This window comes from Synechococcus sp. H55.8 (assembly GCF_047462375.1).
Taxonomy (GTDB): Bacteria; Cyanobacteriota; Cyanobacteriia; order Thermostichales; family Thermostichaceae; genus Thermostichus.
The window spans coordinates 129732-154229 of record NZ_JANSJC010000004.1 but is presented as its reverse complement, the minus strand read 5'-3'; the positions used below and the strand labels follow the sequence as shown (position 1 = coordinate 154229).

Annotated in this window: 21 protein-coding genes and 1 tRNA gene; 11 read left to right on the top strand and 11 right to left on the bottom strand. The window is 57.9% G+C overall.

The window, feature by feature from the left end:
- Window positions 1–262: 262 nt before the first annotated feature.
- Window positions 263–2398 (bottom strand): tetratricopeptide repeat protein, encoded by a 2136-nt coding sequence (locus NW862_RS03425; protein WP_414426923.1) that lies wholly within the window; start codon window positions 2396–2398, stop codon window positions 263–265.
- A 121-nt stretch (window positions 2399–2519) separates the two neighbouring features.
- On the opposite strand from NW862_RS03425, the gene NW862_RS03420 reads away from it, so the two are divergent.
- The 5 genes from NW862_RS03420 (at window position 2520) to psb28 (ending at window position 6723) form a co-directional block, all read left to right on the top strand.
- A complete protein-coding gene (locus tag NW862_RS03420) occupies window positions 2520–4034 on the top strand; it encodes a hypothetical protein (RefSeq protein WP_414426922.1) in 1515 nt (504 codons plus the stop codon).
- 18 nt (window positions 4035–4052) lie between these two features.
- The gene (locus NW862_RS03415) at window positions 4053–4439 is read left to right on the top strand and encodes a thioesterase family protein (protein WP_414335664.1); all 387 of its coding nucleotides are present in this window, start codon (window positions 4053–4055) and stop codon (window positions 4437–4439) included.
- Entirely contained in the window at window positions 4426–4974 is a 549-nt protein-coding gene (locus tag NW862_RS03410) for a hypothetical protein (protein WP_414335666.1), read from the top strand. Before NW862_RS03415 ends, NW862_RS03410 begins: the two co-directional genes overlap by 14 nt.
- 35 nt (window positions 4975–5009) lie before the next feature.
- Window positions 5010–6176, top strand: coding sequence for a glycerate kinase (locus NW862_RS03405; protein ID WP_414347271.1), 1167 nt, complete (start codon window positions 5010–5012; stop codon window positions 6174–6176).
- A gap of 232 nt (window positions 6177–6408) precedes the next feature.
- Entirely contained in the window at window positions 6409–6723 is a 315-nt protein-coding gene (gene psb28 / locus NW862_RS03400; RefSeq protein ID WP_414335669.1) for a photosystem II reaction center protein Psb28, read from the top strand.
- Between the two features lie 11 nt (window positions 6724–6734).
- Here the strand turns inward: psb28 and gatA are convergent, their stop codons facing one another.
- The 6 genes from gatA to NW862_RS03370 all read right to left on the bottom strand — a co-directional run bounded on the left by gatA (window position 6735) and on the right by NW862_RS03370 (window position 10643).
- Window positions 6735–8249 carry an Asp-tRNA(Asn)/Glu-tRNA(Gln) amidotransferase subunit GatA gene (gatA, locus tag NW862_RS03395; protein WP_414335670.1) on the bottom strand — a complete coding sequence of 505 codons (1515 nt, stop codon included), beginning with the start codon at window positions 8247–8249 and terminating at the stop codon, window positions 6735–6737.
- Between the two features lie 177 nt (window positions 8250–8426).
- Complete coding sequence (locus NW862_RS03390; protein WP_414336537.1) at window positions 8427–8744, bottom strand: hypothetical protein; 318 nt, start codon at window positions 8742–8744, stop codon at window positions 8427–8429.
- Between the two features lie 81 nt (window positions 8745–8825).
- Window positions 8826–8898, bottom strand: a tRNA-Ala gene (locus NW862_RS03385).
- Window positions 8889–9563 (bottom strand): Uma2 family endonuclease, encoded by a 675-nt coding sequence (locus tag NW862_RS03380; RefSeq protein WP_414426921.1) that lies wholly within the window; start codon window positions 9561–9563, stop codon window positions 8889–8891. The genes NW862_RS03385 and NW862_RS03380 overlap by 10 nt, the downstream gene beginning before the upstream one ends.
- Before the next feature lie 77 nt (window positions 9564–9640).
- The gene (locus NW862_RS03375; RefSeq protein WP_414341554.1) at window positions 9641–9979 is read right to left on the bottom strand and encodes a hypothetical protein; all 339 of its coding nucleotides are present in this window, start codon (window positions 9977–9979) and stop codon (window positions 9641–9643) included.
- Between the two features lie 364 nt (window positions 9980–10343).
- Window positions 10344–10643: a ferredoxin gene (locus tag NW862_RS03370; protein WP_414336204.1), complete on the bottom strand. Its 300-nt coding sequence runs from the start codon at window positions 10641–10643 to the stop codon at window positions 10344–10346.
- A 467-nt stretch (window positions 10644–11110) separates the two neighbouring features.
- On the opposite strand from NW862_RS03370, the gene NW862_RS03365 reads away from it, so the two are divergent.
- From NW862_RS03365 to NW862_RS03350, 4 genes are all read left to right on the top strand, one after another.
- A complete protein-coding gene (locus NW862_RS03365; protein ID WP_414336542.1) occupies window positions 11111–12865 on the top strand; it encodes an Ig-like domain-containing protein in 1755 nt (584 codons plus the stop codon).
- 145 nt (window positions 12866–13010) lie between these two features.
- Window positions 13011–15959: a tetratricopeptide repeat protein gene (locus tag NW862_RS03360; RefSeq protein ID WP_414336544.1), complete on the top strand. Its 2949-nt coding sequence runs from the start codon at window positions 13011–13013 to the stop codon at window positions 15957–15959.
- Window positions 15960–15974: 15 nt separating this feature from the next.
- The gene (locus NW862_RS03355; protein WP_414336546.1) at window positions 15975–16490 is read left to right on the top strand and encodes a class I SAM-dependent methyltransferase; all 516 of its coding nucleotides are present in this window, start codon (window positions 15975–15977) and stop codon (window positions 16488–16490) included.
- 56 nt (window positions 16491–16546) lie between these two features.
- The gene (locus NW862_RS03350; protein ID WP_414426920.1) at window positions 16547–17347 is read left to right on the top strand and encodes an FkbM family methyltransferase; all 801 of its coding nucleotides are present in this window, start codon (window positions 16547–16549) and stop codon (window positions 17345–17347) included.
- On the opposite strand, the gene NW862_RS03345 is transcribed toward NW862_RS03350, so the two are convergent.
- Window positions 17344–18453, bottom strand: coding sequence for a hypothetical protein (locus NW862_RS03345; RefSeq protein ID WP_414336550.1), 1110 nt, complete (start codon window positions 18451–18453; stop codon window positions 17344–17346). The two genes, NW862_RS03350 and NW862_RS03345, sit on opposite strands and share 4 nt — an antisense overlap.
- Window positions 18450–19970, bottom strand: a complete 1521-nt coding sequence (locus NW862_RS03340; protein WP_414336551.1) for an FkbM family methyltransferase — start codon at window positions 19968–19970, stop codon at window positions 18450–18452. The genes NW862_RS03345 and NW862_RS03340 overlap by 4 nt, the downstream gene beginning before the upstream one ends.
- Before the next feature lie 401 nt (window positions 19971–20371).
- Here NW862_RS03340 and NW862_RS03335 point away from each other — a divergent pair, with 401 nt between their 5' ends.
- Together NW862_RS03335 and NW862_RS03330 are read left to right on the top strand one after the other, a co-directional pair.
- On the top strand, window positions 20372–20959 hold the full coding sequence (locus tag NW862_RS03335; RefSeq protein ID WP_414336553.1) for a hypothetical protein: 588 nt from the start codon (window positions 20372–20374) through the stop codon (window positions 20957–20959).
- An 18-nt stretch (window positions 20960–20977) separates the two neighbouring features.
- Window positions 20978–21823 (top strand): hypothetical protein, encoded by an 846-nt coding sequence (locus tag NW862_RS03330; protein ID WP_414426919.1) that lies wholly within the window; start codon window positions 20978–20980, stop codon window positions 21821–21823.
- A 223-nt stretch (window positions 21824–22046) separates the two neighbouring features.
- Here the strand turns inward: NW862_RS03330 and NW862_RS03325 are convergent, their stop codons facing one another.
- Both NW862_RS03325 and NW862_RS03320 read right to left on the bottom strand, forming a co-directional pair.
- The gene (locus NW862_RS03325; RefSeq protein WP_414336044.1) at window positions 22047–23315 is read right to left on the bottom strand and encodes a class I SAM-dependent methyltransferase; all 1269 of its coding nucleotides are present in this window, start codon (window positions 23313–23315) and stop codon (window positions 22047–22049) included.
- A 61-nt stretch (window positions 23316–23376) separates the two neighbouring features.
- Window positions 23377–24498: an ABC transporter ATP-binding protein gene (locus NW862_RS03320; RefSeq protein WP_414426918.1), complete on the bottom strand. Its 1122-nt coding sequence runs from the start codon at window positions 24496–24498 to the stop codon at window positions 23377–23379.

The window sequence follows — 24498 nt, the reverse complement described above, 5'->3', positions numbered from 1 at the left end:
CCCGCGGCCCGCCCCCCCCCCCCCCCCCCCCCCCCCCCCCCCCGCCTCAGGGAGAGGGGCCGGGGGTGAGGGCTGTCCCTGAGGGAGAGGGGCCGGGGGTGGTCGCGTGAGCGGCGCGGAGCGCTTGGGCAGCGGCAAAGTGTCTTAATCTTGTCTGAAACGACTATATTCCTGACGGTTTTGTGGTGGGCAGGTGCGGGTTGTCTCTAAGTAGGTTGGGAAGCCCGCGCCGCGCTGATGGGAGCAGGCCAAGGGGATCCGCTCAGGAGCTGCGGTCTAGCGGCTGGGGCTCTGGTTGAGGGGTGAGGGTTTCCAGCTCCGGCAAGGGGGATCCCATCTCGGCGGCGGGGCTTTCCAAGGACTTTGTCCCCCTATCTTCGGTGGGCATGCCCGTCGGCAAGCCGGATGCAGCTTGGGCCGGCTGAAACTGGGGATCCAGCTCCAGGCAGCGCTGCAAACTGGCCTGGGCCGCTTCCCGCTGGCCGGCCTGTAGTTGGATCAACCCCAAGGTATGCCAAAAGGCGGGCCGCTGCGGCTCCAGTTGCGTAGCCCGTTGGGCGTCGGCCAGGGCCAGCTCCAACTTTCCCAGCTTCAGGGCTTCCCAGGCGCGGTTGTTGAGGGCCACCGCGTCTTCTGGGGTGAGCTCCAGGACGCGCGAGTAGGCTTGCGCCGCTTTCTCTGCATCCCCCAGGTCGCCATAGACCAGGCCCAAGGCAAACCAGCCCCAGGGATCCCGTTCGTTGAGGCGGGTCATCTCTTGGGCGGCGGCAAGGGCTTCTTCCAATCGGCCCAGGCGGCGCAGGCTGGTGATCTGGCCAAACCAGCAGGCAAAGCTGCCAGGACGCTGCTGCACCAAGCTCCGGAACTGCTCCAGGCTGGCCTCGTATTGCCCCAGCTCCTGCTGTGTCACCGCCAGGGCATAGCGAGCCGGGAAGTCCTCTGGCCGGATCTTCAGGGCTTCCTCGAAGTGGATGCAAGCCTCCTTTAGGTAGCCCAATTTCTGGAAGGCCACGCCGCGGGCGTACCAGCTTTTGGGGTTGTCGGCGTCGTAGCGCAGGGCACGTTCCAGGGCTTTGCTGGCCAGCCGATACTGCCCCAGGCGCAGCAGAGCCACCCCTAGGTTATGGAGCGTAATGGGATCCCGGCGGCGCAGCCGCAGCGAGCGCTTGTAACACTCGATGGCCGAGCGCAGCCGCTGGCAGTGGAACAGGGCATTACCTTGGTAGCGCCAGACCCGGCCACTTCTGGGGTTGAGCTTCAAAACCCGAGCAAAGCTGGCCGCCGCCGAGCTGGGCCGCCGCAGCCGCCGCAACACGATCCCACGCGCCAGCCAGGTGCGGGGCTGTTGGGGGTTGTAGCGCAGCGCCTTGTTCAGGCTGTTGAGGGCCAGCTTGGGCCGCTTCAGTTGCATGAGGCGAATGCCGCGGTTGTGCCAGGCCAGGGCGTCCTCCGGGTTGCTCTCCAGCACCTTGTCGTAGTTGACCACCGCCGCTTTGTACTGGCCCAGGCGCCCCAGAATCAGGGCCAGGCGCAGCCGCGTCTCCTCGTCGTAGGGGTTGATGCTCAGGGATCCGTTGTAGCTATCCACCGCCTCGCGGTAGCGGGCCAACTGCACCAGCACATCGCCGCGTCGGCTCCAGGCCAGGGCGAAGTTGGGATCCATGTTCAAAGCGCGGTCGTAGGCGGCCAGGGCTTCGGTTAGGTTGCCCCGCTTGCGCCACTCCTCGGCCCGATCGAATTGAATATCGGCGCTGTTCCACTGGAACAGGCGCTGAAGAAATTGCAAAATGGCAATCTTGCGTGCCCCTTCCTCCGGTGTGGCAGAGGGCATTTCGCCAGTGGCAATGCGCAGGATGGCTAGCTGAATGGCTCGTAGGAAAGCTTGGAACCCCCGCACTTCCTCATCTTCAGGAGGTTCCTCGCGGCGGTGGTATTGCAGCCGAAATCGCTGCAGATCTCCAGGGGTGGGGAAGCTGGGATCCAAAAAGTGCATCAGCTCCCGGGCCCGGTACTCAAACAGCACCGGATCTTCCTCAGAGCCGCTAAAATCCAGCAGCGGTGCTTCTGCCAGGGGGCGGGGCAGCTCGGCGGGCGTGTGGAGCAGCGTCAGCAGGCGCTGGTTCTGTCGGGGCGGAGCGTGGGAGAAGCCGCTGTAGAGCTCATCTCTAGGCCAGGGATCGGCAACAAACTCCGGCGAGGCCACCACCCCGATCCAGCGGCATTGTTCGATGGCCAGTTGCAGCTCCAGCCGGCGGTCGTCTCCCGGCTGCAGCATCCAGCGGTCAAACCAGACCTTGAACCCCTCCCGATCCAGCCGCTCGGCCAGTTGCCGCGCCCACCGCGCCTGCTCTCGGTGGTAGCGCAAGAAAAGGTCAAACTTGTAATGCTCGGAAGACATGAACGCCTGCTCGCTGCTCTTTTCCAGCTTATCTTTGCCATCGCCTCGGCGGCCCGAGCACTGCCTCTTCCCCGGCTGCAAGATCGGCGATAGTTGAGGAAGGGTTGGTCAGGAGGGGGAGATGGCAAGCGGAGTGCTGGCGATTGCCGCAGCGATTGGCTTAGTGGTTCTGCTGTTGGAAGCGATTCGCTATCGCCGCTGGGGATCCCTGCGCCGTTGGCAGCCGGCAATGGGACTGGGCCTGGCGGCCCTGGCAGCGCTGGGGGCGGGGCTGGGACAGTTGCCGGAACCGGTTCCGCTGGCCCTGCTGTTGGGGGGGCTGGTGGGACTGGGGCTGCTGGGCTTGGGCGGCTGTGGGCGGGCCGGGCAGGGGCTGGCGGTGCTGCTGCTCAGCTTGGCCACCTGGCAGGGTGTAGCCGGCGGCGCCTTCGAGGGATCTGAGGCGGGAGCTGCTTTTTCCCTGCTGTTGTGGGGCTGCGGCCTGGGGATGGGCTTGGTGGGGATCCCGTTGCTGGGCTGCTTGGCTGAAGAAGAGATGCTGTCTGTGCTGATGGGGCTGGCCCAGGGCTGGAGCGGCATCGCCGCCTTGACTTGGGGATCCCGCCTTATGGAGATGGGAGGGGAATCTCTGCCAGATCTCCCTTGGCCGGTGTTGTTACCTGTTGGTCTGGCCGCCCTCAGCCTAGTGGCGGGCACCCTGCCCTTGTTGACTGTTCCCGTTCGCGCCAGCGGGACAGAGTCCTCACCCGACAGCGAGGTGGAATCCAACCGGCTGCTGTCGGCCCTGGGGCACGGTGTGGGATGGCTGGTGGCGACGGCGCTGGCCCTGGCTCTGGTGCGCAACGGGCTGTACCAGGATCCCTTTTGGGCGCTGCTGTACGGGGCGGGGGTGTTGCTCTCGTGGGCTCTACTGGCTTTGGAGAGCAGGATCCCGGCACCCGAGGGGAAAGAGGCCTTGCTCTGGCGGGCCTGTGTGAGCCTGACGCTGGTAGGCGGTGGGGCGCTGCTGGCGTTGCGGCTGGGGGGATCCTACGGGGCGGCGCTGCTGGGGCTGGGGTGTCTGGCTTTTCCCAGCCGCTGGGGGGCGATGGCTGCCCTGTTTTTGTCGGCCCGACCCCTGCTGCAAAACCTGCTGCACCAGTTCAACCTGCAGGTGGCCGGGATCGACCTCACCCAGCCCTACGTATCGGCGGCGCTCTACTTGGGCATGGCGGCCATGGCCTTGGCTGCGCTTCTTTACTGGCTGCACGGGCTAGACAAACCCCTGCAAACCGGGGTCGGCCTGACGCTGGGCAGCCTGCTCCTGCCGCTGGGGGTGGGCTATTTCGTCCATGCCCAGCCGCAAGCAGCTTTCTTGCTGGCAGCCTTGATCACCGCCTTGATCTTGGCGGCGCTGCAGCCCATAGCCTTGAACCAAGAAGGGAGAAGGGCGACTTGGACGGGGATCCAAGCTTTGGGCCTGGCCACGCTCGCCATCCTCGGATCCAACCTCAGCCGCAACTGGACGGTGACGGGGTTCTATGCCACCCGCCTGGAGCGGGCCCTGGTGCTGGCGGCCAGCGTTGGGATCCTGGCTCTGTTCCTTTTGCTTGGGCAGGGCTGGCGCTGGTGGCAGTCCAGAACAGCGTCCCGCTAGCGTTGAGGTTCTAGGGTTGTGAAACTCCTTCCCCTCGGCACCCGTGGCACCTGGCAAGGGATCCCCGGCCCCGAGCAGACGGCTGAGGCCCTGGGCAACCCCGGCGTGAGGGTGATCGGATCCCCAGCTCTGTTGGCGCTGATCGAGCGATGTGGCCACAACACCTTGCAGCCTTTTTACGAGGGGGAAGAAGCGGCAGTCGGGATCCGCTTTGTCCTAGAACACTGCTCAGCAGCTGTGGTGGGGGATCCTCTACACCTTCAGGTTGAGGTTGTGCAAGTGGTGGGAAGGCGCGTTCAGTTTCAGGTGGAGATCACGCAGCAGGGGCGGCTGGTGATGCAGGGATCCTACACCTGTCAGGTAGTCGATTTGCCCCATTTTCTGGCCCGCTATGGGCTGGCTTGAGATCATCAAGTACCTGGCAGGGCTGCTGCTGGTCACTGGGTTGGGGCTGTTTCTGTTCTGGCCACAACAGCTCCTGCTACGCTACCGCAAGCCTTGGCAAGGCCCCCTCGCCTGGAGCTGGAAATGGCGCGGGTGGGGGGGCTTGGCTCTGCGGGGCAGCCGTCGGGGGTGGGAATGGCGCTGCGGATCCCTCTGCGTTCGCGGGCATTGGCCGGCCCGGGTGGGCTGCCGTCTCTCCTTTGCCGACTGGCCTCGCTTCTGGCCCCTTCTGAAGCAGTTGGCCAAGGGGATCCAGATCCAGTCCTGGCAAGGTGGCCTAGAAATCGGCTTTGCCGACCCGGCCTTGACGGGGCAATGCCTAGGGTTGATCGCCGCTCTGCCCCCCCCGTTGGCCCAACATCTGCGCCTTACCTTCGCCCGCAGCGGCTGGCGCGGACAGGGATCCCTGGTGGTTCGCTTTCGTCCCTGGCGGGTGCTGGGGCCGGCCTTGAAACTGGGGTGGCTGGCCCTCTGGGAAAGGATCCCGGACAATTAGCGCTGGAACAGCCTCGCCGAGCCAAACTTTGGGTTATGTCGAATTGGGGACAAAAGGAATGGGATCCGCGCGCGCCCCGGCGGATTTTGGTCTGCCCGGATAGCTTCAAGGGATCCCTGACGGCCACGGAAGCGGCAGCGAGCATGGCCCGCGGGATCCAACAAGTGTTGCCCCAGGCCGCGGTGGAGCTGCTCCCTCTGGCCGATGGGGGCGAGGGCACCCTAGAGGTGCTGCTGCCGGCGCTGGGGGGAGAAAAACGAGGGCTGTGGGTCACCGGCCCGCTGGGGGATCCCGTCTGGGCCGAATACGGGGTGGCGGGCGAGCGGGCGCTGCTGGAAGTAGCCCAGGTGGCCGGCCTGACCTTGGTGCCCCCACAGCGGCGGGATCCCACCCGCACCACCACCTATGGCTTGGGGGAGCTGTTGCGGGCCGTCTGCCGGGATCCCATTGCCGAGATCTGGATAGGGCTGGGCGGATCCGCCACCGTCGATGCGGGCGCAGGGATGGCGCAGGCCTTGGGCTATCGCCTCCTGGATGAGGCCGGGGATCCCATTGGCTGGGGGGGAGGGGAGCTGGCCCGCCTGGCGCGCATCGAGCCGCCCGAGCAGCCTGTCTGGCTGGGCAAGTGCATCCGCGGCCTCTGCGATGTGCAGAACCCCCTCACCGGCCCGTTGGGGGCGGCTGCCGTCTTCGCCCCCCAGAAGGGCGCCACTCCCCAGCAAGTAAGGCAGTTGGAGCAGGCACTGCAGCAGTGGGCCAGAGTGGTGGAGCGCGACCTGGGCCGGACTGTGGACGGGATCCCAGGGGCCGGCGCCGCCGGCGGGCTAGGGGCAGGATTGGTGGCTTTTTTAGGCGCCACCCTGGAGTCGGGGATCCACTTGCTGGCCCAGCACTTGGCTCTGGCGGAGCGCATCCACCGCTGTGACCTGGTGGTGACCGGCGAGGGCCGCCTTGACGAACAGAGCAGCATGGGCAAAGTGGTAGGAGTGGTGCTGGAGCTGGCCATGGCAGCCCAGAAGCCCCTGCTGATTCTCTGTGGCCAGGCCACCCCGGCAGCCCGAGCCGACTTGGCCGCCCGACCTTTGCCAATTGGAGTTGCTGCCCTCTGCGACCGGATCCCGGATGTGACCGAAGCCCAGCGTCAGGCCGGCCACCACTTGGAACAGATGGCCGCTTGCGAGTTGAAAAAGTTTCTAGCCTAGGATCCGCTCATCACATAGTCATTGCAAAAGATTATGGAACAGCCTGTCCGTTGCTCTCCAGCTCCCCTCTCCCCCAGGGAGAGGGGCTGGGGGTGAGGGGCTGCTCCCCCAGGGAGAGGGGCTGGGGGTGGTCGCGTGAGCGGCGCGGAGCGTTTGGGCCGCTAGCGGCAAAGTGTCTTAATCGTATCTGGAACAACTATAATGGCCTGAATCGGTTATTTTTTTAAGCATCATGGTCAGTATCGAATTTTCTCCCGGCATTCCAGAAGTGCCCACCCAAGTACGGCTGCTGAAATCCAAAACCGGCAAGCGGGGATCCGCCATTTTTCGCTTCGAGGAGCTGAAGTCCGACACGCAAAACATCCTCGGCATGCGGATGATCGACGAAGAAGGGGAGCTGACCACCCGCAACATCAAGGCCAAGTTCCTAAACGGAGAATTCAAGGCCCTGGAAGTGATCTACGACATGGAAACAGAAGCCGAGTGGGATCGCTTCCTGCGCTTTATGGAGCGCTTCTCGGCGGCCAACCAGATGGGCATTGCCTAGCTGCTGGATCCTCAGCTTTTGGCTTTTTTGCTCCCTTTGCCGGGCTGGACGGGGGCAGATCCCTGGGTCTTTTCAATCGAAGGCTGCTCCAGTGGGGGCCGTCGCTGGTGCCAGTCGGTGCTTTGCTCGTAGGCATAGGCCACCCGCAGCACCTTGCTCTCTTGCAGGGCGTTGCCCACGATTTGCAAGCCAATCGGCAGCCCATCGGCAAAGCCACAGGGCAGGCTTAGCCCCGGCAAGCCCGCCAGATTGACCGGGATCGTCATCAGGTCGCACAGGTACATGCTCAAGGGATCCTCCCGCTCGCCGCTTTTGAAGGCCGGCGTGGGGGTGGTGGGGCTGACCAACACATCCACCTTCTCGAAGGCCCGCAGAAAATCTTGCTTGATCAAGGTGCGCACCTTCTGGGCCTTGAGGTAGTAGGCATCGTAGTAGCCGGCAGAGAGGGCATAAGTGCCGATCATGATGCGCCGCTTCACCTCCGGCCCAAAGCCGCGGGCGCGGGTCTTGCCATACATAGCCAAGAGCGAGTCGGCAGGTTCCCGCAGGCCGTACTTGACGCCGTCGTAGCGGGCCAGATTGGAAGAAGCTTCCGAAGGGGCAATGATGTAGTAGGTGGCCAGGCCGTAGCGAAAGCTGGGGCAGTCGATCTCCAGGATCTCCGCCCCCAGCTCCTGCAGGTGTTGGATGGCCGCTTGCACAGCCGCGCGGGTCTCTTCCCCACACCCTTCCCCCAGCAGGTCGCGGATCACGCCAATCTTGAAGCCTTTGATATCGGGGATCAAAGCCTGGCTATAGTCCGGGATCTCCACCCTAAGGCTGGTGGAGTCCATGGGGTCGTGGCCGGCAATCCCCTGCAGCAGCAGGGCCACATCCTCCACCGTGCGCCCAAACGGCCCCACCTGATCCAGAGAAGAGGCAAAGGCCACCAGCCCATAGCGGGAGACCAGCCCGTAGGTGGGCTTGAGGCCAACCACGCCACAGAAGGCCGCCGGCTGGCGGATCGATCCCCCCGTATCCGATCCCAAGGCCACCACCGCCTGGTCTGCCGCCACCGCCGCCGCCGACCCGCCTGAGGATCCCCCTGGCACCCGCGTCAGATCCCAGGGGTTGGCAGTGCGCTGAAAGGCCGAGTTTTCCGTGGAGCTGCCCATGGCAAACTCGTCCAGGTTGGTCTTGCCCACCGTCACCATGCCGGCTGCCGCCAGCCGCGCCGTCACCGTTGACTCGTAGGGCGGAATAAACCCCTCCAGAATCCGAGAAGCGCAGGTGGTGCGGATCCCTTGGGTGCAGAGGTTATCTTTCACAGCCAACGGGATCCCGGCCAGCGGACCAATCGCCTCCCCGGCGCGAATGCGGGCATCCACCGCCCTAGCCTGTTGCAGCGCCAGCTCCTCCGTAACAGTAATAAAGCTCTTGAGCTGCGGCTCCAGTTGGTGCAGGCGCTCCAGGTATTCGCGCGCGATCTCCTCGGCCGAGCGCTCTTTGCTCACCAACTGGCGGTGCAGGGCACGGATAACAGACATATGGCAAACTCGCTAAGGAAGGGAAAGGCCGATCGAGCAACGTCAAAGTTCTCTCCAGATTAATCCAGCACGGATCCCTACTAACTCCCCTCTCCCTCAGGGAGAGGGGCCGGGGGTGAGGGGCTGCTCCCCCAAAGAGAGGGGCCGGGGGTGAGGGCCAGCGCGGAGCGCTTGGGCCTACCGCCGTTCCAAAAAATCGCGGCGCAGATCTCGAATCTCCTGCCGCATCTCCCTCATCTCTTGGGCCATCTCGTCAGTGCGCCGTTCCAGAGCTTCAGTTCGGCGCTCCAGGGCATCCGTGCGGCGCTCGATAGCGCGGGTGCGCGCATCAAAGCGATCCATGGACTCGCGAAAAAACTGGGCCAGCATTGCCTGCCCTTCTCGCAGTTCTTGAATCAGAAGCTGCTGATTTTGTTGGACAAGACGTAGCTCCTGCTGGGCCGCTTGCAGCTCTTGAACAGCGCGGATCAGCCACTCTTCTTGTTCCGGAGTCATTATCAACTAGAGCGAGAGGATGCCAAGATCCTACCACCAACCCCCCTCTCCCTCAGGGAGAGGGGCCGGGGGTGAGGGCAATGGAGAGTAGGGAACTCGAATCCCTGACCTCTGCGGTGCGATCGCAGCGCTCTACCAACTGAGCTAACTCCCCGTGGCTTTACCAGAATAACCCAAGTCCGCCGCCAAGATCTCCCCCGCCTGCAGCTCCAGCCCTGCAAAAACCTTCGAGGGCACCCGCTCGGATCCCTTCAGCTCCAGCAGGTCGTACCAGCCCTCGTGCAACAGCAGCAGGCTCACCTTCTCCTCCATCGGATCCACAATCCAGTACTCACCAATGCCCAAAACGCAGTATTCCGCCCGTTTGGCTCGGTAGTCCGCCGCCCGGCTCGATTCGCTCACCACCTCCACCACCAACAGCGGCGGCGGATCCTCCAAGCGAATCAGAGCCTCTCGGGATCCCATCTCCTGCCACTGCTGCAGAGGCAGCACCACCACATCCGGGATCCGCACCGTATCCCAGCGGTTGCCCCGCGGCGACTGGATCCCGATAGCCATCGGCTGAGAAGTCCACGGTAGCCCCTGGCGCCGGATCTCAGCTCGAAAAGCGGTATTGAGGAAATCCACAATCTGACCATGCCGTCCGGTTGGAAGGGCCATCGGCACCAACTCCCCCGCCACCAGCTCATAGCGAGTATCGCCGCCATCGGAATACTGAAGGTACTCTGCCAAACTCAGGCGAGCCGTTGTCGATCCAGAAGCAGAAACGGATCCCGTCGTCAAAACCACAGCCACCTCCAAAGGCTGCTCTGCTGCCATCCTAACCCCCCTCTCCCTCCGGGAGAGGGGTCGGGGGTGAGGGTCATCCCTCAGGGAGAGGGGATGGGGGTGAGGGGCTACCGCCGTTCCAAAAAATCGCGGCGCAAATCCCTCATCTCCTCTGCCATCTCATCGGTGCGGCGCTCCAAGGCTTCCGTGCGTCGTTCCAGGGCTTCGGTGCGTCTCTCCAAAGCCTCAGTGCGGCGTTCAATAGCCCGAGTGCGCTCGTCAAAGCGATCCAGCGCCTCGCGGAAAAACTGCGCCAGCATCGCCTGCCCCTCGCGGACTTCCTGAATCAGAACCTGTTGATTCTGTTGGACAAGGCGCAGCTCCTGCTGGGCAGCCTGCAGCTCTTTTTGGGCAGCCTGCAGCTCTTGAACGGCCCGGATTAACCACTCTTCTTGCTCTGGAGTCATCGTCAAAAAGTTCTACAGAGAATGAGAAAATCCTACTCCCCTCTCCCCCAGGGAGAGGGGCCGGGGGTGAGGGTCATCCCCCAGGGAGAGGGGCCGGGGGTGAGGGGCTGCTCCCTGAGGGAGAGGGGATGGGGGTGAGGGTCATCCCCCAGGGAGAGGGATCGGGGGTGGTCGCGTTAGCGGCGCGGAGCGCTTGGGCTGGGAGAGGGGCCGGGAGTAGTCGCCTGCGGCGGCGCGGAGCGCTTGAGGCTGCCGGAAAGGAGCACCCAAAACAAAAAACCCCTCTCCCTGGGGGAGAGGGGCCAGGGGTGAGGGTCGTCCCCCAGGGAGAGGGGCCGCGGGTGAGGGATTGGGGGTGAGGGCCTCAGTACAGCGACTCTTCTTGATGGGTGATGATGGTGCAGTCAGAAGTAGGGTAGGCCACGCAGGTTAACACATAGCCCTGCTCGATCTGATCGTCATCCAGGAAGGATTGATCGCTTTGATCCACCGTGCCGCTCACCAGCTTGCCGGCACAGGTCGAACAGGCCCCGGCGCGGCAGGAATAGGGCAGCTCGATCCCTTGCTCCTCCGCCACATCCAAAATGTACTCGTCATCCGGCACATCGATGGTGACGTTCAAGCCTCGCTCTTCGTTGATCAGAGTGACCTTGTAGGTAGCCATCCTGGTTGGGTCTCCAGAAAAAACATCCACTCCTCATCCTGCCACCCTTCTGCCCCGGATCAAGCACCATTTTTCAGAGAAATAGGTAGATCTCCCGGTTTTTTAGAGTTGGATCCGAGAAAACCTTGCTGGGCAAAGATTCCGGCCACGTCTCACCTCCCTCGGCCAAGCCTCAACCCAGCCTCTTCAGCAGAGTTGTACGAAGCAGTAGCCACAGGCAAGCTCATGCCATCGTCTGTGACCCAGATCACTCCCCATTGGCCCGGAAAAAGTCGATAACTCTTGCCAAAGCTGCCGCATCTGCCTGTATGATTAGCAGAGTAAACAGGCTAGCCACCAAACTGGCGTGTCTGCGTCTCCCCTCGATTGGCCATTTCTCAGAAAGCTTAGGTTGCCCTGAGCGAGCCGATCGGGTAATGTGAGGGAAGTGTTCAGCCGAACTCTACTTTTTGGTTAAGAGGAGAAACATGAACGGAACAATGCACAAGTGGCTGCTCAAGTCACTGGGGTCTCTGTCTCTGGCATCGACGGTGGTGCTGCTGCCCATGCTGCTCACCGGTTGCGGCGAAGATAGCTCCGGCACGTCGGTGCCCGTACCGCCCCCGCCCCCGCCGGCTCCTCCGGCTCCCCCGGCTCCGCCGCCAGCACCTCCCACCCCTACTCCCACGCCTACGCCGGTGGGACGTGTTATCAGCATCAGCCCCTCGGATGGCTCCACCAACGTTGCCATCACCACCTCGATTACCATTCGCTTCAGCGAGCCGGTGCGCGAGGCTCCCTTGGCTCAAGCCCTGAGCATCACCTCGGTGGCGCCCCAAGCCGGAGCTGTCCCGCCTCGGGATCTGGCCTTCAACTCCGACCGCACCCAAGTCACCGTCACCTTCCGCACACCCCTGAGCAACGACTCTGTCTATCGGGTCACCATTTCGCGGGCGGTGCCGGATCTGTTTGCTTCGGGCCGCAGCCTGGCCGAAGACTTTGTGGCCACCTTCACCACCGGCAACGTGGCGGCTACTGGCGGCCCGGTTAGCTTGCTGCCGACACAACTGGCGGCGGTGACGCCCAACGGGCAGGTATTCTCCAGCCCGAACGTGGTGCCGGTGGGGTATGGCATTCGCCGCAGTGGGGTAGCGGAGAACCTGCCGGTGGGGGTTTACACCGACTACCGTGCGGTGCTCTCCTTCTCGATTCCCGACAGCATTCCGTCCAACGCCGCGGTGCAATCTGCGCAGTTGACGCTGGTGCAGTTGCCCTCCAACGACTCGGCGGAGATTGGAAACTTTGGCGATAGGGGGCGCGGCTTTTTCTTCCTGGATCCGACGCCGCACAACCTGCCGGCCAACAACGTGGTGTTCCAGGAAGTCAACCTGGGTGCGCGCGACAACGTGGTTTCCAGCGACTTTTTTGCGCCGGCTTCCACGCCCAGCTTCATTGCGTTGAGCATCAACGGCAACGTGTTGGGTGGGGATGTGTCGGCGGGGCCGCGGACGGCGGATGTGCAGCCGGGTGTGCAGCGGTCGGTGTCGGGCACGCGCTTCTACCAGGTGCGGCTGCAGTGCGCCAAGGAAGTGTGGAACAACCAGGCAGCTCCGGTCTTTTTGGTGACTACGGGAACGACGTCGGTGACGACGACGGGGATTGTGACGGCGACGCAGCGTTTCAACGTGACGGCGACGCAGACGTTTGTCGTTACGGGTGCAGCGAGTGCCACGGTATCCAACACCATCACCGGTGCGGTGACGACGCCGTTTACACAGTCCTTCTCGGCCACTGGCACTGTCTCTGGCGTGGCTACGGCATCAAGGACAGTAATAGTAACACAAGGAGAGGGTACTCAAACTCGAACTGCAACTGACACTGAATCCTTTACCTTTAGTGTCACTGGCACTGCTACCTTCACTGCCTCTCAATTTATTACAGCGGGCCTTGGCTTTACCTCGGTAGCCAGCGCAACGGTGACCTTTGCGGCCACAGGCACGGTCGTTGGCTCTGAAACCCGCTCCGAAACGGTGACGGTCACCGGCTCGGTCACGGCCTCTGCCACCACTACGGTGACGCCCTTCACCCGCACTGCTCCCAATGCTGGCTTCGAAATCAGCCAGGGAGCCAACGGGGTCTGCCGCGCCGAGTTCGACCGCGAGCCGGCTACGGGCACGGGTGGTTCGCCCATCACCACTGCTCGTGGTCCGCGTCTGGATATCACTTTCTCCATCCCGCGCTAGCGGCGCCTCTAAATCTAGGCTGCCTCTGTAGTCCAGGAGCGGCCAAATACAGGAAGTGGGCAGGTCTTGAGAGCCTGCCCATTTTCCTAGGCCGCTAAATCTACAAATTCATCTGATAGAATCGTTGCAGTCAAGGCTTGGAGATATGAGAACCGAGATTCAAGAGCTCCTAGAGCGAGCATTTCGCCATCATCGCTCGGGTGAGCTGGATCAAGCTGAGAAATGCTACCTGGAGATCTTAAGCTTAGAGCCTAACCAGCCTGATGCCATTCAGTATTTGGGCATACTGGCCTATCAGCAGGAACAATACGTCAAATCTGTGGAATGGCTGGAAAGGTGTGTCAGCCTTGGTCAAAGGTCGGCATCGCTTTACACTAACTTGGGTGTGGCTTACGAGAAGCTAAACCGACCCGAAAGGGCAATAGAGTGCTATCAACAAGCCATCCAAATAGATCCAGAAAGCCTTAATGCAAACTTTAACTTAGGTCTGGCCCTTATCCAGCTTGAGCGCTGGGATGAAGCAGAGAAAGCTTTTCTGAAGGTTCTGGAGCTGGATCCGCAACAGTTTGAGGCAGCATACTTTCTTGGACAGGTACTGCTAAAGTTAGGCCAGGTAAATAGTGCTATCGGCATCCTAAAGAAAGCAGTAAAGGATCAGCCAGACTACCTTGAAGCTCATCTTCAGTTAATTGATGCCTTTTCTCTATCTGGAGATAAGGATCAAGCCATTCGACACGCAAAGCAAATAGAGCCCCTATTTTCGACTAGTGCCGACTTGCAAAACAAACTAGGTTTATTGCTAGTAGAACTGGGACACTATGAAGACTCAATCACTGCTTTTCAGAAAGCTTTGATGATCGAGCCCTCTGCTGTCACTCACTTGAACCTGGGTAGAGTATACGGTGAGGTCGGCCAAGAAGATAAAGAGATGGAGCACTATAAGAAGGCTATAGAGATCAATCCGAACTATGCAAAGGCTTATAACAATCTAGGGGCAGCTCTGAGCCGAAAGATCCAACCCCAAGCTGCAACAGAGATAGCCGTTCAGGAGCTAAATCTAGAAAGCAGAAAAAATCTTGAGGATCGATACCAAGCTATTCAAGCTGCAAGAGATTGCTTTCAAGTCGCCATTTCTTTGGATCCAGGGTACGCCGAAGCTCACCACAATCTGGGTGTTCTTTACAGGACAGAAAAGCGGTTGCACCTAGCCAAGCATCATATATGTCTTGCTATTGAGCTAAATCCAGGGGAATCAGAGTATTGGCATAGCCTGGGATGCTACTACTTAGATCTTGCTATGGGTGAAAAGGCAGTTCGATGCCTTGAACAAGCAATTAACCTAGATCCAACATCTGCCCGAGCCTACAATAACTTGGGTCTTGCCTACCAGTTATTGGGGAAGAAAGAGGAAGCAGAGTTTGCTTTTCATAGAGCTGCGGAGCTTTCCCCAGACTTTGCAGAAGTTTACTGCAACATCGGAGCTAGACTCTTTGAGCAGAAAAAGTACGATGATGCTTTAGAACATCTACAGGAGGCCATAAGGCTCAAGCCTGAATTAGCTGATGCATACTTCTACAAAGGCTTGACCCTGGCCAAGCTATCCCGAACTCAGGAGGCCATAGATAATTATCTACTGGCCATTGAAAGAAAGCCAAACTTCGCCGTGGCTTACCAAAATCTAGGCGGTGCTTATCTAGAGCAATGCAGATTACGTGAAGCACTGGCTAGCTATAGGAAAGCTCTCGAGATCGCTCCTGACTTTGCGGGTGCGATGTCAAATATCCTTATGGTCTCGCATTACTCAGAGAACTTTGATCCTCTAGAAACATTCTTGGAGCATCAACGGTGGGGTATTCGCTACCAAAGCCGATATCAAAGTTACTGGAAGCCCTACACAAACTCGCGAACCACTCAAAGGCCACTTAAGATCGGCTACCTGTCAGGTGATTTTCGATTGCATTCGGTACACTTTTTCATGAGTTCAATCTATGATAACCACAATCAAGAAAACTACCAGATTTATTGCTACTCAAATGTTGATCAACCTGACATGGTAACTGAGCAGCTCTCTGCATGGGCGACAGGATGGAGAGATATCAGTAAACTAAGCGACGAGAAAGTTGCAACGCTAATCAGAGAAGATCAAATTGATATTCTGGTGGATCTAAGCGGGCACACTGGCGGTACAAGAGTACACGTAATGGCTCTCCGTCCTGCACCTGTACAAGTTACCTACCTCGGCTATCCTGACACCACCGGTATGACCGTCGTGGACTATAGAATAACGGACAGCTTCGCAGATCCCTATGACGTAACTGATGGCTTGAATACCGAGAAGCTGATAAGAATGCCCCATAGCTTTCTCTGCTATAAGCCTTCTCGGGAGGCACCTGAGGTCACGGATCCACCTGTGGTTAAGAATGGCTTTATCACCTTTGGGTGCTGCAACAACCCTTCCAAAATTACCCCCCGAGTAATTAAGTTGTGGGCAACGATACTAAAGGCGGTACCCAACTCAGTTTTACACTTAAAGAATCAGCGGTATAGAGATGAGAGCACCTGTAAGATCTTCCTGCAAAGAATTGGAAGCCACGGCATTTCGGAAGAGCGAGTCAAGCTTGAATATGGTAGACAGGGCTTTGCTGAGCACTACGCAGCCTATGGAGAGGTGGACATTGCCCTAGATCCGTTCCCCTACAACGGAACAACGACAACCTGTGAGACATTATGGATGGGAGTTCCGGTAATAACGCTGGAGGGCTCAGCACATGTCTCCAGAGTTGGTGTGTCAATCTTAAAAACAGTAGACTTGCCAGAGCTAATTGCACAGACAGAGGAAGATTATGTTCGTATTGCCTCAACGCTGTCCGAAGATACAGAGCTTCTGGTCTGGATGAGAAGGACTATGCGAGAGCGTCTCTATTTGTCTCCCCTTCTTGACGGAAAGAGATTTACAGCTTTTTTAGAGAAGGCATATACCCAGATATGGGAACAGTACTGCCAAGATAGGAAAGGTAGAATTAGGTTCACAGATTTGCCATTTAAGTTTCGCAAGCATCCAAACTTGGCTAAACTTACTAAGATGGTTAGCTAGGAGCAATGGGTAAGCATGTTTAATCTACATATTGGTGGTAGAGAGCCACATCCTGACTGGAAAATACTTGACGTTTTGCCCTCGCCTGAAGTCGACTACGTCGCAAACGCAATTGACCTCAGCTTATTTGGAAGTGAAAGCGTAGATCAGATATACGCCTCACATGTTCTTGAGCACTTTGATTATCGAGAGGCAAAGGTAGCTTTGACAGAGTGGTATCGGGTACTGAAGAAAGGAGGAAGATTATATATCTCTGTGCCCAACCTAAAAGCGCTATCTAGAGTTCTTCTAAAGGACGATCTTTCCTATGATCAACTGGTGTACATCATTAGTATGTTCTATGGTGGCCAGGTCGATCAGTATGACTTTCATAAATATGGATATACCATTGAGAATTTAACTCATTTACTCAAAACTGTTGGCTTTGACTTCATCGTCCAAGTAGATCAGTTCGGTATGTTTAATGACGCAAGCACAATTGTTTACTGCAATGAGCTTATCAGTCTAAATGTAATCGCTCACAAGGAGTGAAGTGAAGAAAGGAAGTCATGTCTGAGCTATCTATAGCCTCTGTCTTGGGAACCTCAATGCCTCGCATTAAAGTAATTGCTGCAGGAGCATCTGATCTTGGGACTCCTGAGATCTATACTGAAATGATTCACAAGGGCTTTGGAGACTTAGTTGCATTTGAGCCCGATCGAGAAGCATACGAGCGGTTAAAAGAGAAAAGTTTTAGCAGCTCTAATGTTTTATACCTTCCTATGGCTGTTGGCGATGGCTCTGAATCGACTCTTTATCTAACCAACACCGGGATGACCTCATCTCTGTTCCAGCCCAACCATCAACTGCTGGAGAGGTTCCACGATCTAGCTGAGCTTTACCAAGTCGTCTCAGAGGAAAAAGTCAAGACGGTTCGCCTCGATGACCTGGAAGAGGCTTCAGATGCAGACTGGCTTGTCATGGATACTCAAGGAAGTGAGCTTAGCATTATCCACGGCGCCGCTCGTCTCCTCAGCGAGAGCATTGTAGTGGTTCAAACTGAGGTCCTGTTTGTCCCCCACTACATTGGCCAGCCCTTGTTTTCCGACATAGATATTGCTCTGAGGAAGCATGGCTTTCTTATCCATAGCCTTACTGGGATTGCCTGCCCAGTTATGAAGTCCTTTCCCAAGAATCTGACTTCTTTGTGCACCCAAGCCTCCTGGACTGACTTTATCTATGCCAAAGACTTTATGCGAGTGGGAGAGCTTCCCTCCAGAAAGCGGCTAGCACTTGCCGTAATTCTTCACGAGGCCTATCGCTCATACGACTTATGCTCTCATGTGCTCAAAATTCACGACGAGATAGAGGGCACCTCATTCTATGATATTTACCTTTCGAAGCTTTAAGATGTTATGTTTTTCGCCTTCAGGTCAAGGAAAGACCACATTCGCTTGGCCGCTTCTTCCCACGTCATGTTTTTTGTGTAGATCAACCCTTGCGAGAGTACAGAACTTCTATACTTTGTATCTCTCAATTGATCGATTGCCTGCGATATGGCATGTGGCTCCAGAGGTATCTCAATCCACGGTTCAGGCGCATTGGCATGTTCCACTTTTCTTTGAGATTCTCTGAGAATGATAACTGGACAGCCACATCGCATCGCCTCGAGAACATAATTGCCCATTCCAAGCTCGGGTTCAACCTCAAGTAACCCCGTAGCTCCTGTATAGAGTAGCGGTAACTCGTCAGGCGAAAGTTTGAGGTTGTGGATTCGAGCTCGAATTGGTTTAGATAGGTCCACGAAAGATTCCAAAGGTGAGTCAGTCCTACTTCCATCAACTGATAGGTAAACAACTTCCGGAACTTGCCCGGAAGCTATCTCGCTCAGGCTATCTAGGATAGCGCGGAAGGCTATCTTTCTTCGTTCCCCTGCTCCCGCCCTGTAAATGATGTAGGGACGAGTCAGATCTCGCTCTTCTCGAAACTTCCGTAGCTTTAGAGGAGGAGATGGCCCTAGGTCACCATGCAAGCCTGGGTAGATAACTTCAATATCTTCTTTAGAAATACCAGGATATTTTGCCATCAAGTTTGATGCCACCCACTCAGACGGACATATAAATGCCGATGCATTCAAAATGGAGTTATGTTTCTCTTGAGCTGCCAAGTTTGACAGAAACTCTTGGCTTTCATCCACACTATAAATCATTGCCACACTAGGTGTTCTAAGAGGATATGTGTACAAAGTTGAGATAAAGAGCGTTGACTTAAGCTGGTCACAGGCGCTCTGCAGACCTACGTGATCGGATTCAGCGTCTTCGTAACTATAGTCAGGAATCACCGCTATGACTGTATCGCCTGGAAGAGCAATACGTTGGCTTTCTCTCACCAGTACCACAAAGTCTCGACTGTGGCCAAGCTTTAACCATTCACCTACAACATTTTGCCAAAAGGTTATAATAGACGGTGGGGTTTCTAAGTTACTCTGCAAAGCAACACCATCAACAACAATCATTGGCTTTCCTCGAGCAAATCTTTAAGTAAAGACAACAGGCTTGAATCAAGCTTCTTAGATGGAGATAGGTCTTTCTGGAGGACGCCGTCCTCTATAAGACTAGCGTAGCGCGCTTCGGGAACTGCAATTAAGTTTGTCGCAGAGAGGCTGCGAGCTTGTTCCCGAGCTCTCGATAATTCGTTCAAGGTGGAGTTGTATGCAAAAAAAGTGTACCCCAGATCTGACAGGTAAGAGGATGTTTCCCTCGACACAAATCCCCCACCATCTTTTGCTTCTAGCTGAATGAGTGGGAGACAGCTTTTTATAAGTTCTCGACCTCCCTGTATAACACCTAAGGGATCTACAACTACATCTATCTTGACCATATCGACCAAAGGCTTTCTGTAAGAGCGCCACCAATCATCTAGCGTAATTTGCCGGATGATCTTTACAGGGTGGACTACTCCTGAAAGGTTAGTTACCACTCTATTGTACACACTATCGTCTGTTTCTAGAAAATATGTCTGCCCTGACTCGCTACCCACTGCATATGGGTTTATCGTAACTTGCGATAATCTATTAACGCTGACATTGTGTTTTAATATTTCCACACAAGATTGAGTTGGCTCAAACGCAATTACTTTGCCTTTGGTTCCTACGGCCTGGGCAGCAACAAGAGTGTATAAGCCTACATTTGCCCCTACATCTATAAACATCATTCCCGGCTTCAGGTAGGACCTAACAAAGTCTATCCCTGACTCAAACCATCTTCCTTGGGCCAGATAACAATGAGTAACTAGTGAGTTTAAACTATCTTCTAGCCTCATTGTGTAACCCTCGTAGCATATATCAACAAATTCTCTTTTGCTTCTCAAATTTATCGAGTTTGATTCACCCATCTTTCTTTGAAGAAAGCTTACAGAAGTTTGATAACAGGCTTGAGCCCATCTTTTGGCTGTTTGTGTGGCCGTCATAGCCTGAATTTGCCTCAGATGCCTTATACCTTCGATCTGCAGGTTTTTAGATAGACCAAGGCCTAGGATTGCTTTAGCTCTTAGATCTTTGGGGTGAATTGAGGCAGCAATGCGCCAAAAAGGAATTACTTGTGTTTGGTAAGGCAGCCCTATTCTTTCTGCTATCCAGCGAGCTAAGTAATACAGGTACTGATCTATAGATGGTAGATCCGGATCAAGTGGCTCAAAGTCAGGGGAATCAACTTTCCATGCCAACTCATAACCTTCTATGTTTGGAGGGGGAATATCTTTCCATCTCTCTGGGTTTAACTCTAACTGGTTCAAGAGTTTAAGTGCTTCTTCTAAAAAAGTAAATGAGACACCTAGAACCCAAAGTGCATGGAGTCTATTCAATAAGCAGGGCAGATGATTTGGCTCAGTACTGATCCCTTGATCCCAGTAGTAGAGTGATACTGACCAAGCGTTTCTTCTTTCCTTTGCAGTAGGAGCCGTTTCTGCTACACGGGCTTGACTGATCCCGCGAGCATTCCAGGTTGAGCCTGATTCAGACAATGGGACTGCCATTTCCTTACCTAAGCTTAAACTTGTATTATGACCTACCGATTTATCCTAGCTGACGTAGCCTTTTGCATATTGCTGAGCAGTAGACTCAGTGCATAACTCTACACAAGCAGCAGCCATGGAGGGTAGTGTCACGAGAGGCTGCCGGTTAACCATAGCATCAAAGCTGTACGTTTGTTGTCACTGCTTCCTGGAATGGTATCATAGTTCTGATTTTCGGAGATCGTCATTTTGAATTGGACAGTTACCTCAGGCAGGCCTGACGCAAGTACGGCAGACTCCATCTACCTGTTACATCTCTTAAGCTTCCAGGCCCAATCTGCATCTGCTATTGTTCTCAACTTTCGAGCCAACGTCTGCCGAGGTTTGTCTCGAGACAGCGCATCTTAAACAAGGTTGTTCCTATGCTACGTCACATCAGCACCTGTACTCTTCTTCTCAGCTTGGGTAGCACGATCGCCTGTACGCAGGCCACACCAGCGCAAACCCCCGACCAGGTGGTGAGCACCTTTATCGCTGCCACCGAAAAGGGGGATTGGGGCACCGCCGACGGCTACCTGACCGAGCGCTTCAGCAATGCCCTCAGGCCGGGATCCCTGCCTTCGATTTGGGGGGCAGCGGGAGAGAATGTGCAGGTGCGCAACCAAGAGGTGAGCGGCAAGACGGCCTACGTGTGGGTGGAGGGCGAGTCCTCTCTGGAAGAGGCGGCGCAGCGCCTGGGGCTGGATCCCTTGACTTTGCGCAAGTACCTGACCGAGCCGGATCTTGCCGATCCCACCTATCAGCAGTTGGCCCCGCAATTGGTGGGCCTGCGCCTGGAGGGAGACACGGTGACTTCCCGCCTCAAGATCACCCTTTACCGACAGGAGGGCGGCTGGCGAATCGAGGTGTGGCAACCGGATAAGCCGCCCGCAGAGGGATCCCAGCCGGAGAACCCTGAGCCCTCTCCCTCTCCGGCAGAAACTGAGCAACCTGCCGAAAATCAGCAGTGAAGTGGCGGGGGAAAGGTGTTGAAGAAAGCTTGGTTCTTGCTGGCCCTGGTTTTGCTCAATGGCTGCGGGCAGACGCAAACGGCCAAAGAGACGCTGCAAGCCTTTGTGCAGGCGGCCAACGCTCGGGATTTTGCCACGGCAGAAGCGCTGCTCACCCCGCGGCTGCTGAGGGGGATCCCGCCGGGCGCCCTGGATCGCTCCTGGCCCTCGGCAGAGGAGTTCACCCTCACTCCTATCCAGGAGGTGGGCAACACGGCCATCTTTCAGGTAGACGCAATCCTGAGGCCGGAGGCAGTGGTGCCCACTTTGCACTTCCAGTTCACCGCCGCGGAGCTGCAGCAATTCTTAACCGAGCCGGATCGGGAGGATCCGCGGTTTCGCCCTTTTCGCTCCCAGTTGGGTTTCTATGAGCCGCTGCCGGACGGGCGTCTGCGGGCGGCGATGGAAGTTACTCTCTACCGCCAGGCCCAGGGATGGCGGGTGGAGCTGGCCCGTCTGCAGCCTCTAAACACGAGAGTTCTCTACGAGCCGATCCAGCTAGCAGAAGAAGCGCAACCTTTTCGACTGACAGGAACGGTGCGGCTCCTCAACCGCGAGGAAGGCTGGATCGGGGTCAATTTGGACGAGGTCAGCCCCAACCTGCAGCGCTACGCCGGCACCTGGGTCTCGGTGGTTCCTGCGGAAGATGTCCAGGCCATCCGCCTTGGCCGCCCCGCCAGTTGGCTGGAGCTGCGCCCAGGGGACGAGGTGGAGATGGAGGGCAAGGTGCGTTTTGCCGTCAATGCCGACGCCGAAGGGCGGATCCCGGCGGCCATCCGGGCCGAGCGCATCCGGGTGCTGCAGATCCCCAGCCCCTCTCCCTGAGGGATCCCTCACCCCCGGCCCCTCTCCCTGAGGGATCGCCCTCACCCCCGGCCCCTCTCCCTCAGGGATGGCCCTCACCCCCGGCCCCTCTCCCTGAGGGATGGCCCTCACCCCCGGCCCCTCTCCCTCAGGGATGGCCCTCACCCCCGGCCCCTCTCCCTCAGGGAGAGGGGGGTAGTGTTCCATCGTGGGTGGGAGGGGAGCTGACGCGGGATCCCTGAACTTAGCGCAGGGGCGAGTGCAGCAGCACCACCAGCCGCTCTTCCAGGAACTTGAGGTTGGCCACCACTTGGTTAAAGGCCTCTTCGGGGGTCCAGTCCATGAGATCTAGGGCCTTGGCCGCCAGCGCCTGTACGGGCACAGGCTCTTCCCCAAAAACATCAATCAGCCAGCGTACCGAGAAGGGATCGATGACGATGTTGCCTTCGGATCCCGGCCAGCCGTTGATGTTGACCGGGCCGTTGTCGCGGATGGCATTCTCGAAGGCAACCTTGGCGTTAAGACGCAGCAGCAGAGGATGGGCCTGCACGGAGCCGTTTCGCCATTCTTCCAGGGTAAAAGGGGCTGGTGGAGCGGGGCGAGGGTGGCCACACCAAAAATCAATCAGCCGGGTCAGGTTGGGAAAAATCAGCTCGATAAAGTGCAGCAGCTCCTCTTGGCTGAGCTTTTTAAGGTGGCGCAGGGCGTAGGGAACCGGCTTGGTGAGGACTCGCTCCAGCTTCCACTGCTGCCAGTTCACCATGCTAATGAACTCCAGCCCGGCCTGGCGCAGCATCTCGAACACCTGGGGCACCGTAAAGCCCTTGTCGCTGCGCAGCAGAAAGTTGGCCAGGATCCCGTTGGTGGTTTTGATGGCGTCTCCCTGCCAGTGGCTTTTGACGAAGCTGCCTTCATGGAGGGCATCCATCAGCTCTCGGAGGATGGGAACGGCTTTGGCAGCCGGCTCGTCCATCACCCCCAGCAGCTCCATGGCATCCTGCATGTTGAAAATAAACTGCCGCTGATAGAGGCTGTGGACGTTGGTGCGGATAATGCCCTCGGGTTTGAGCACCTGGCGCATGCCTTTGAGTCCGGCCACCGGATCTTCCAGCAGGTAGAGCACGTCGTTGCAGGCGATGAAATCAAACTGCTCCCCTAGCGCTCCCATATCGGTGATGTCTGCTACTTCAAAGCGCACATCTGGGATCTGGTGGAACTCGAAGCGCTGCCGGGCCATCTCCAGCGATTTCGGCGAGATATCCACCCCGACCAAAGAGGCACCTGGGTTGGCCGTGGCCAGAACCAGGGTTTCCCAGCCGGAGCCGCAGCCGGCGTTGAGCATCACTTTGCCTTCGGGCTTGACCACCTTGCGATCTCGCACGTAGCAGGCGGTGGTGTAGCTGTTGGCAAACAGGGCAAAGGTATCCGTAACCGTCTGCTCGATGGGGACGTTGGGATAGGGAAATTCGTCGAACTGCGCCTGCACCAACTTCGAGGCAGATTGCTCCGGCATAGGGATCCTTTTTTCTCTGGAGCCTATGGTAGCCAATCTTTAGCTTGACAGCGCCTCTTGTTTATTCCAGCCGCTCCTCGGTTTGCGGGTCAAAGAGGTGGAAGCGATCCATGTCAAAGACCACTTCTGCCCATTGGTTGACGCGAAGCTGGGTACGGGGATCCACGCGGGCCACAAACTCCTGCTCGGGGAGGATCCCTTCGGCGTCGGTGGTGCTGAGGTGGAGGATGACCTCGTGGCCCATCAGCTCGGCGACCGAGACTTTGGCGCGCACGCGGGCGGGTTGGATCCCTGGGGGTTGGTACTGGGGATCGTGGATGTTTTCCGGGCGGATGCCGAAGATGACCGGCTGGCCGGCGCGGGGCCGATAGGAATCCGCCTGGTGGGGGGGGATGGGCACACGGAAGGCGCCGCTATCCACCCAGAGGGTGCCCTCTTGCTCCCGCAGCTTGGCTGAGAAGAAGTTCATGGAAGGGCTGCCGATGAAGCCGGCCACAAACAGGTTGGCGGGGCGGCTGTAGAGGGCCTGGGGAGTATCCACCTGCTGCAGGCGGCCATCCTTCATGACGGCGATGCGGTTGCCCATGGTCATGGCTTCCACCTGGTCGTGGGTGACGTAGATGAAGGTGGTGCCCAGTTGCATGTGCAACTTGCTGATCTCGGCCCGCGCCTGCACCCGCAGCTTGGCGTCGAGGTTGGAGAGGGGCTCATCCATCAAAAACACCGCCGGGTTGCGCACAATGGCCCGCCCGACGGCAACCCGCTGCCGCTGTCCACCGGAAAGTTCCTTGGGCTTGCGGTGGAGCAGGTGTTCGATCCCCAGCCGCTTGGCCACCCCCCGAACCCGGCTTTCGATCTCCGCCCTAGGCAGGCCGCGCAGCTTAAGGCCAAAGGCCATGTTCTCGGCCACAGTCATGTGGGGGTAGAGGGCGTAGGACTGGAAGACCATGGCGATGTCCCGATCCTTGGGGGGAACGTCGTTCACGCGGCGGTCGCCGATGTAGATGGAGCCGGCGCTCACCTCTTCCAGGCCGGCCAGCATGCGCAAGGAGGTGGTCTTGCCACAGCCGGAGGGGCCGACGAAGACGAGAAATTCCCCATCTTCGATGGCGATGTTCAGATCGTGGACGGCCGTGGTGTCGCCGTAGCGCTTGGTAACGTGTTCGTAGGTCACGCTGGCCAT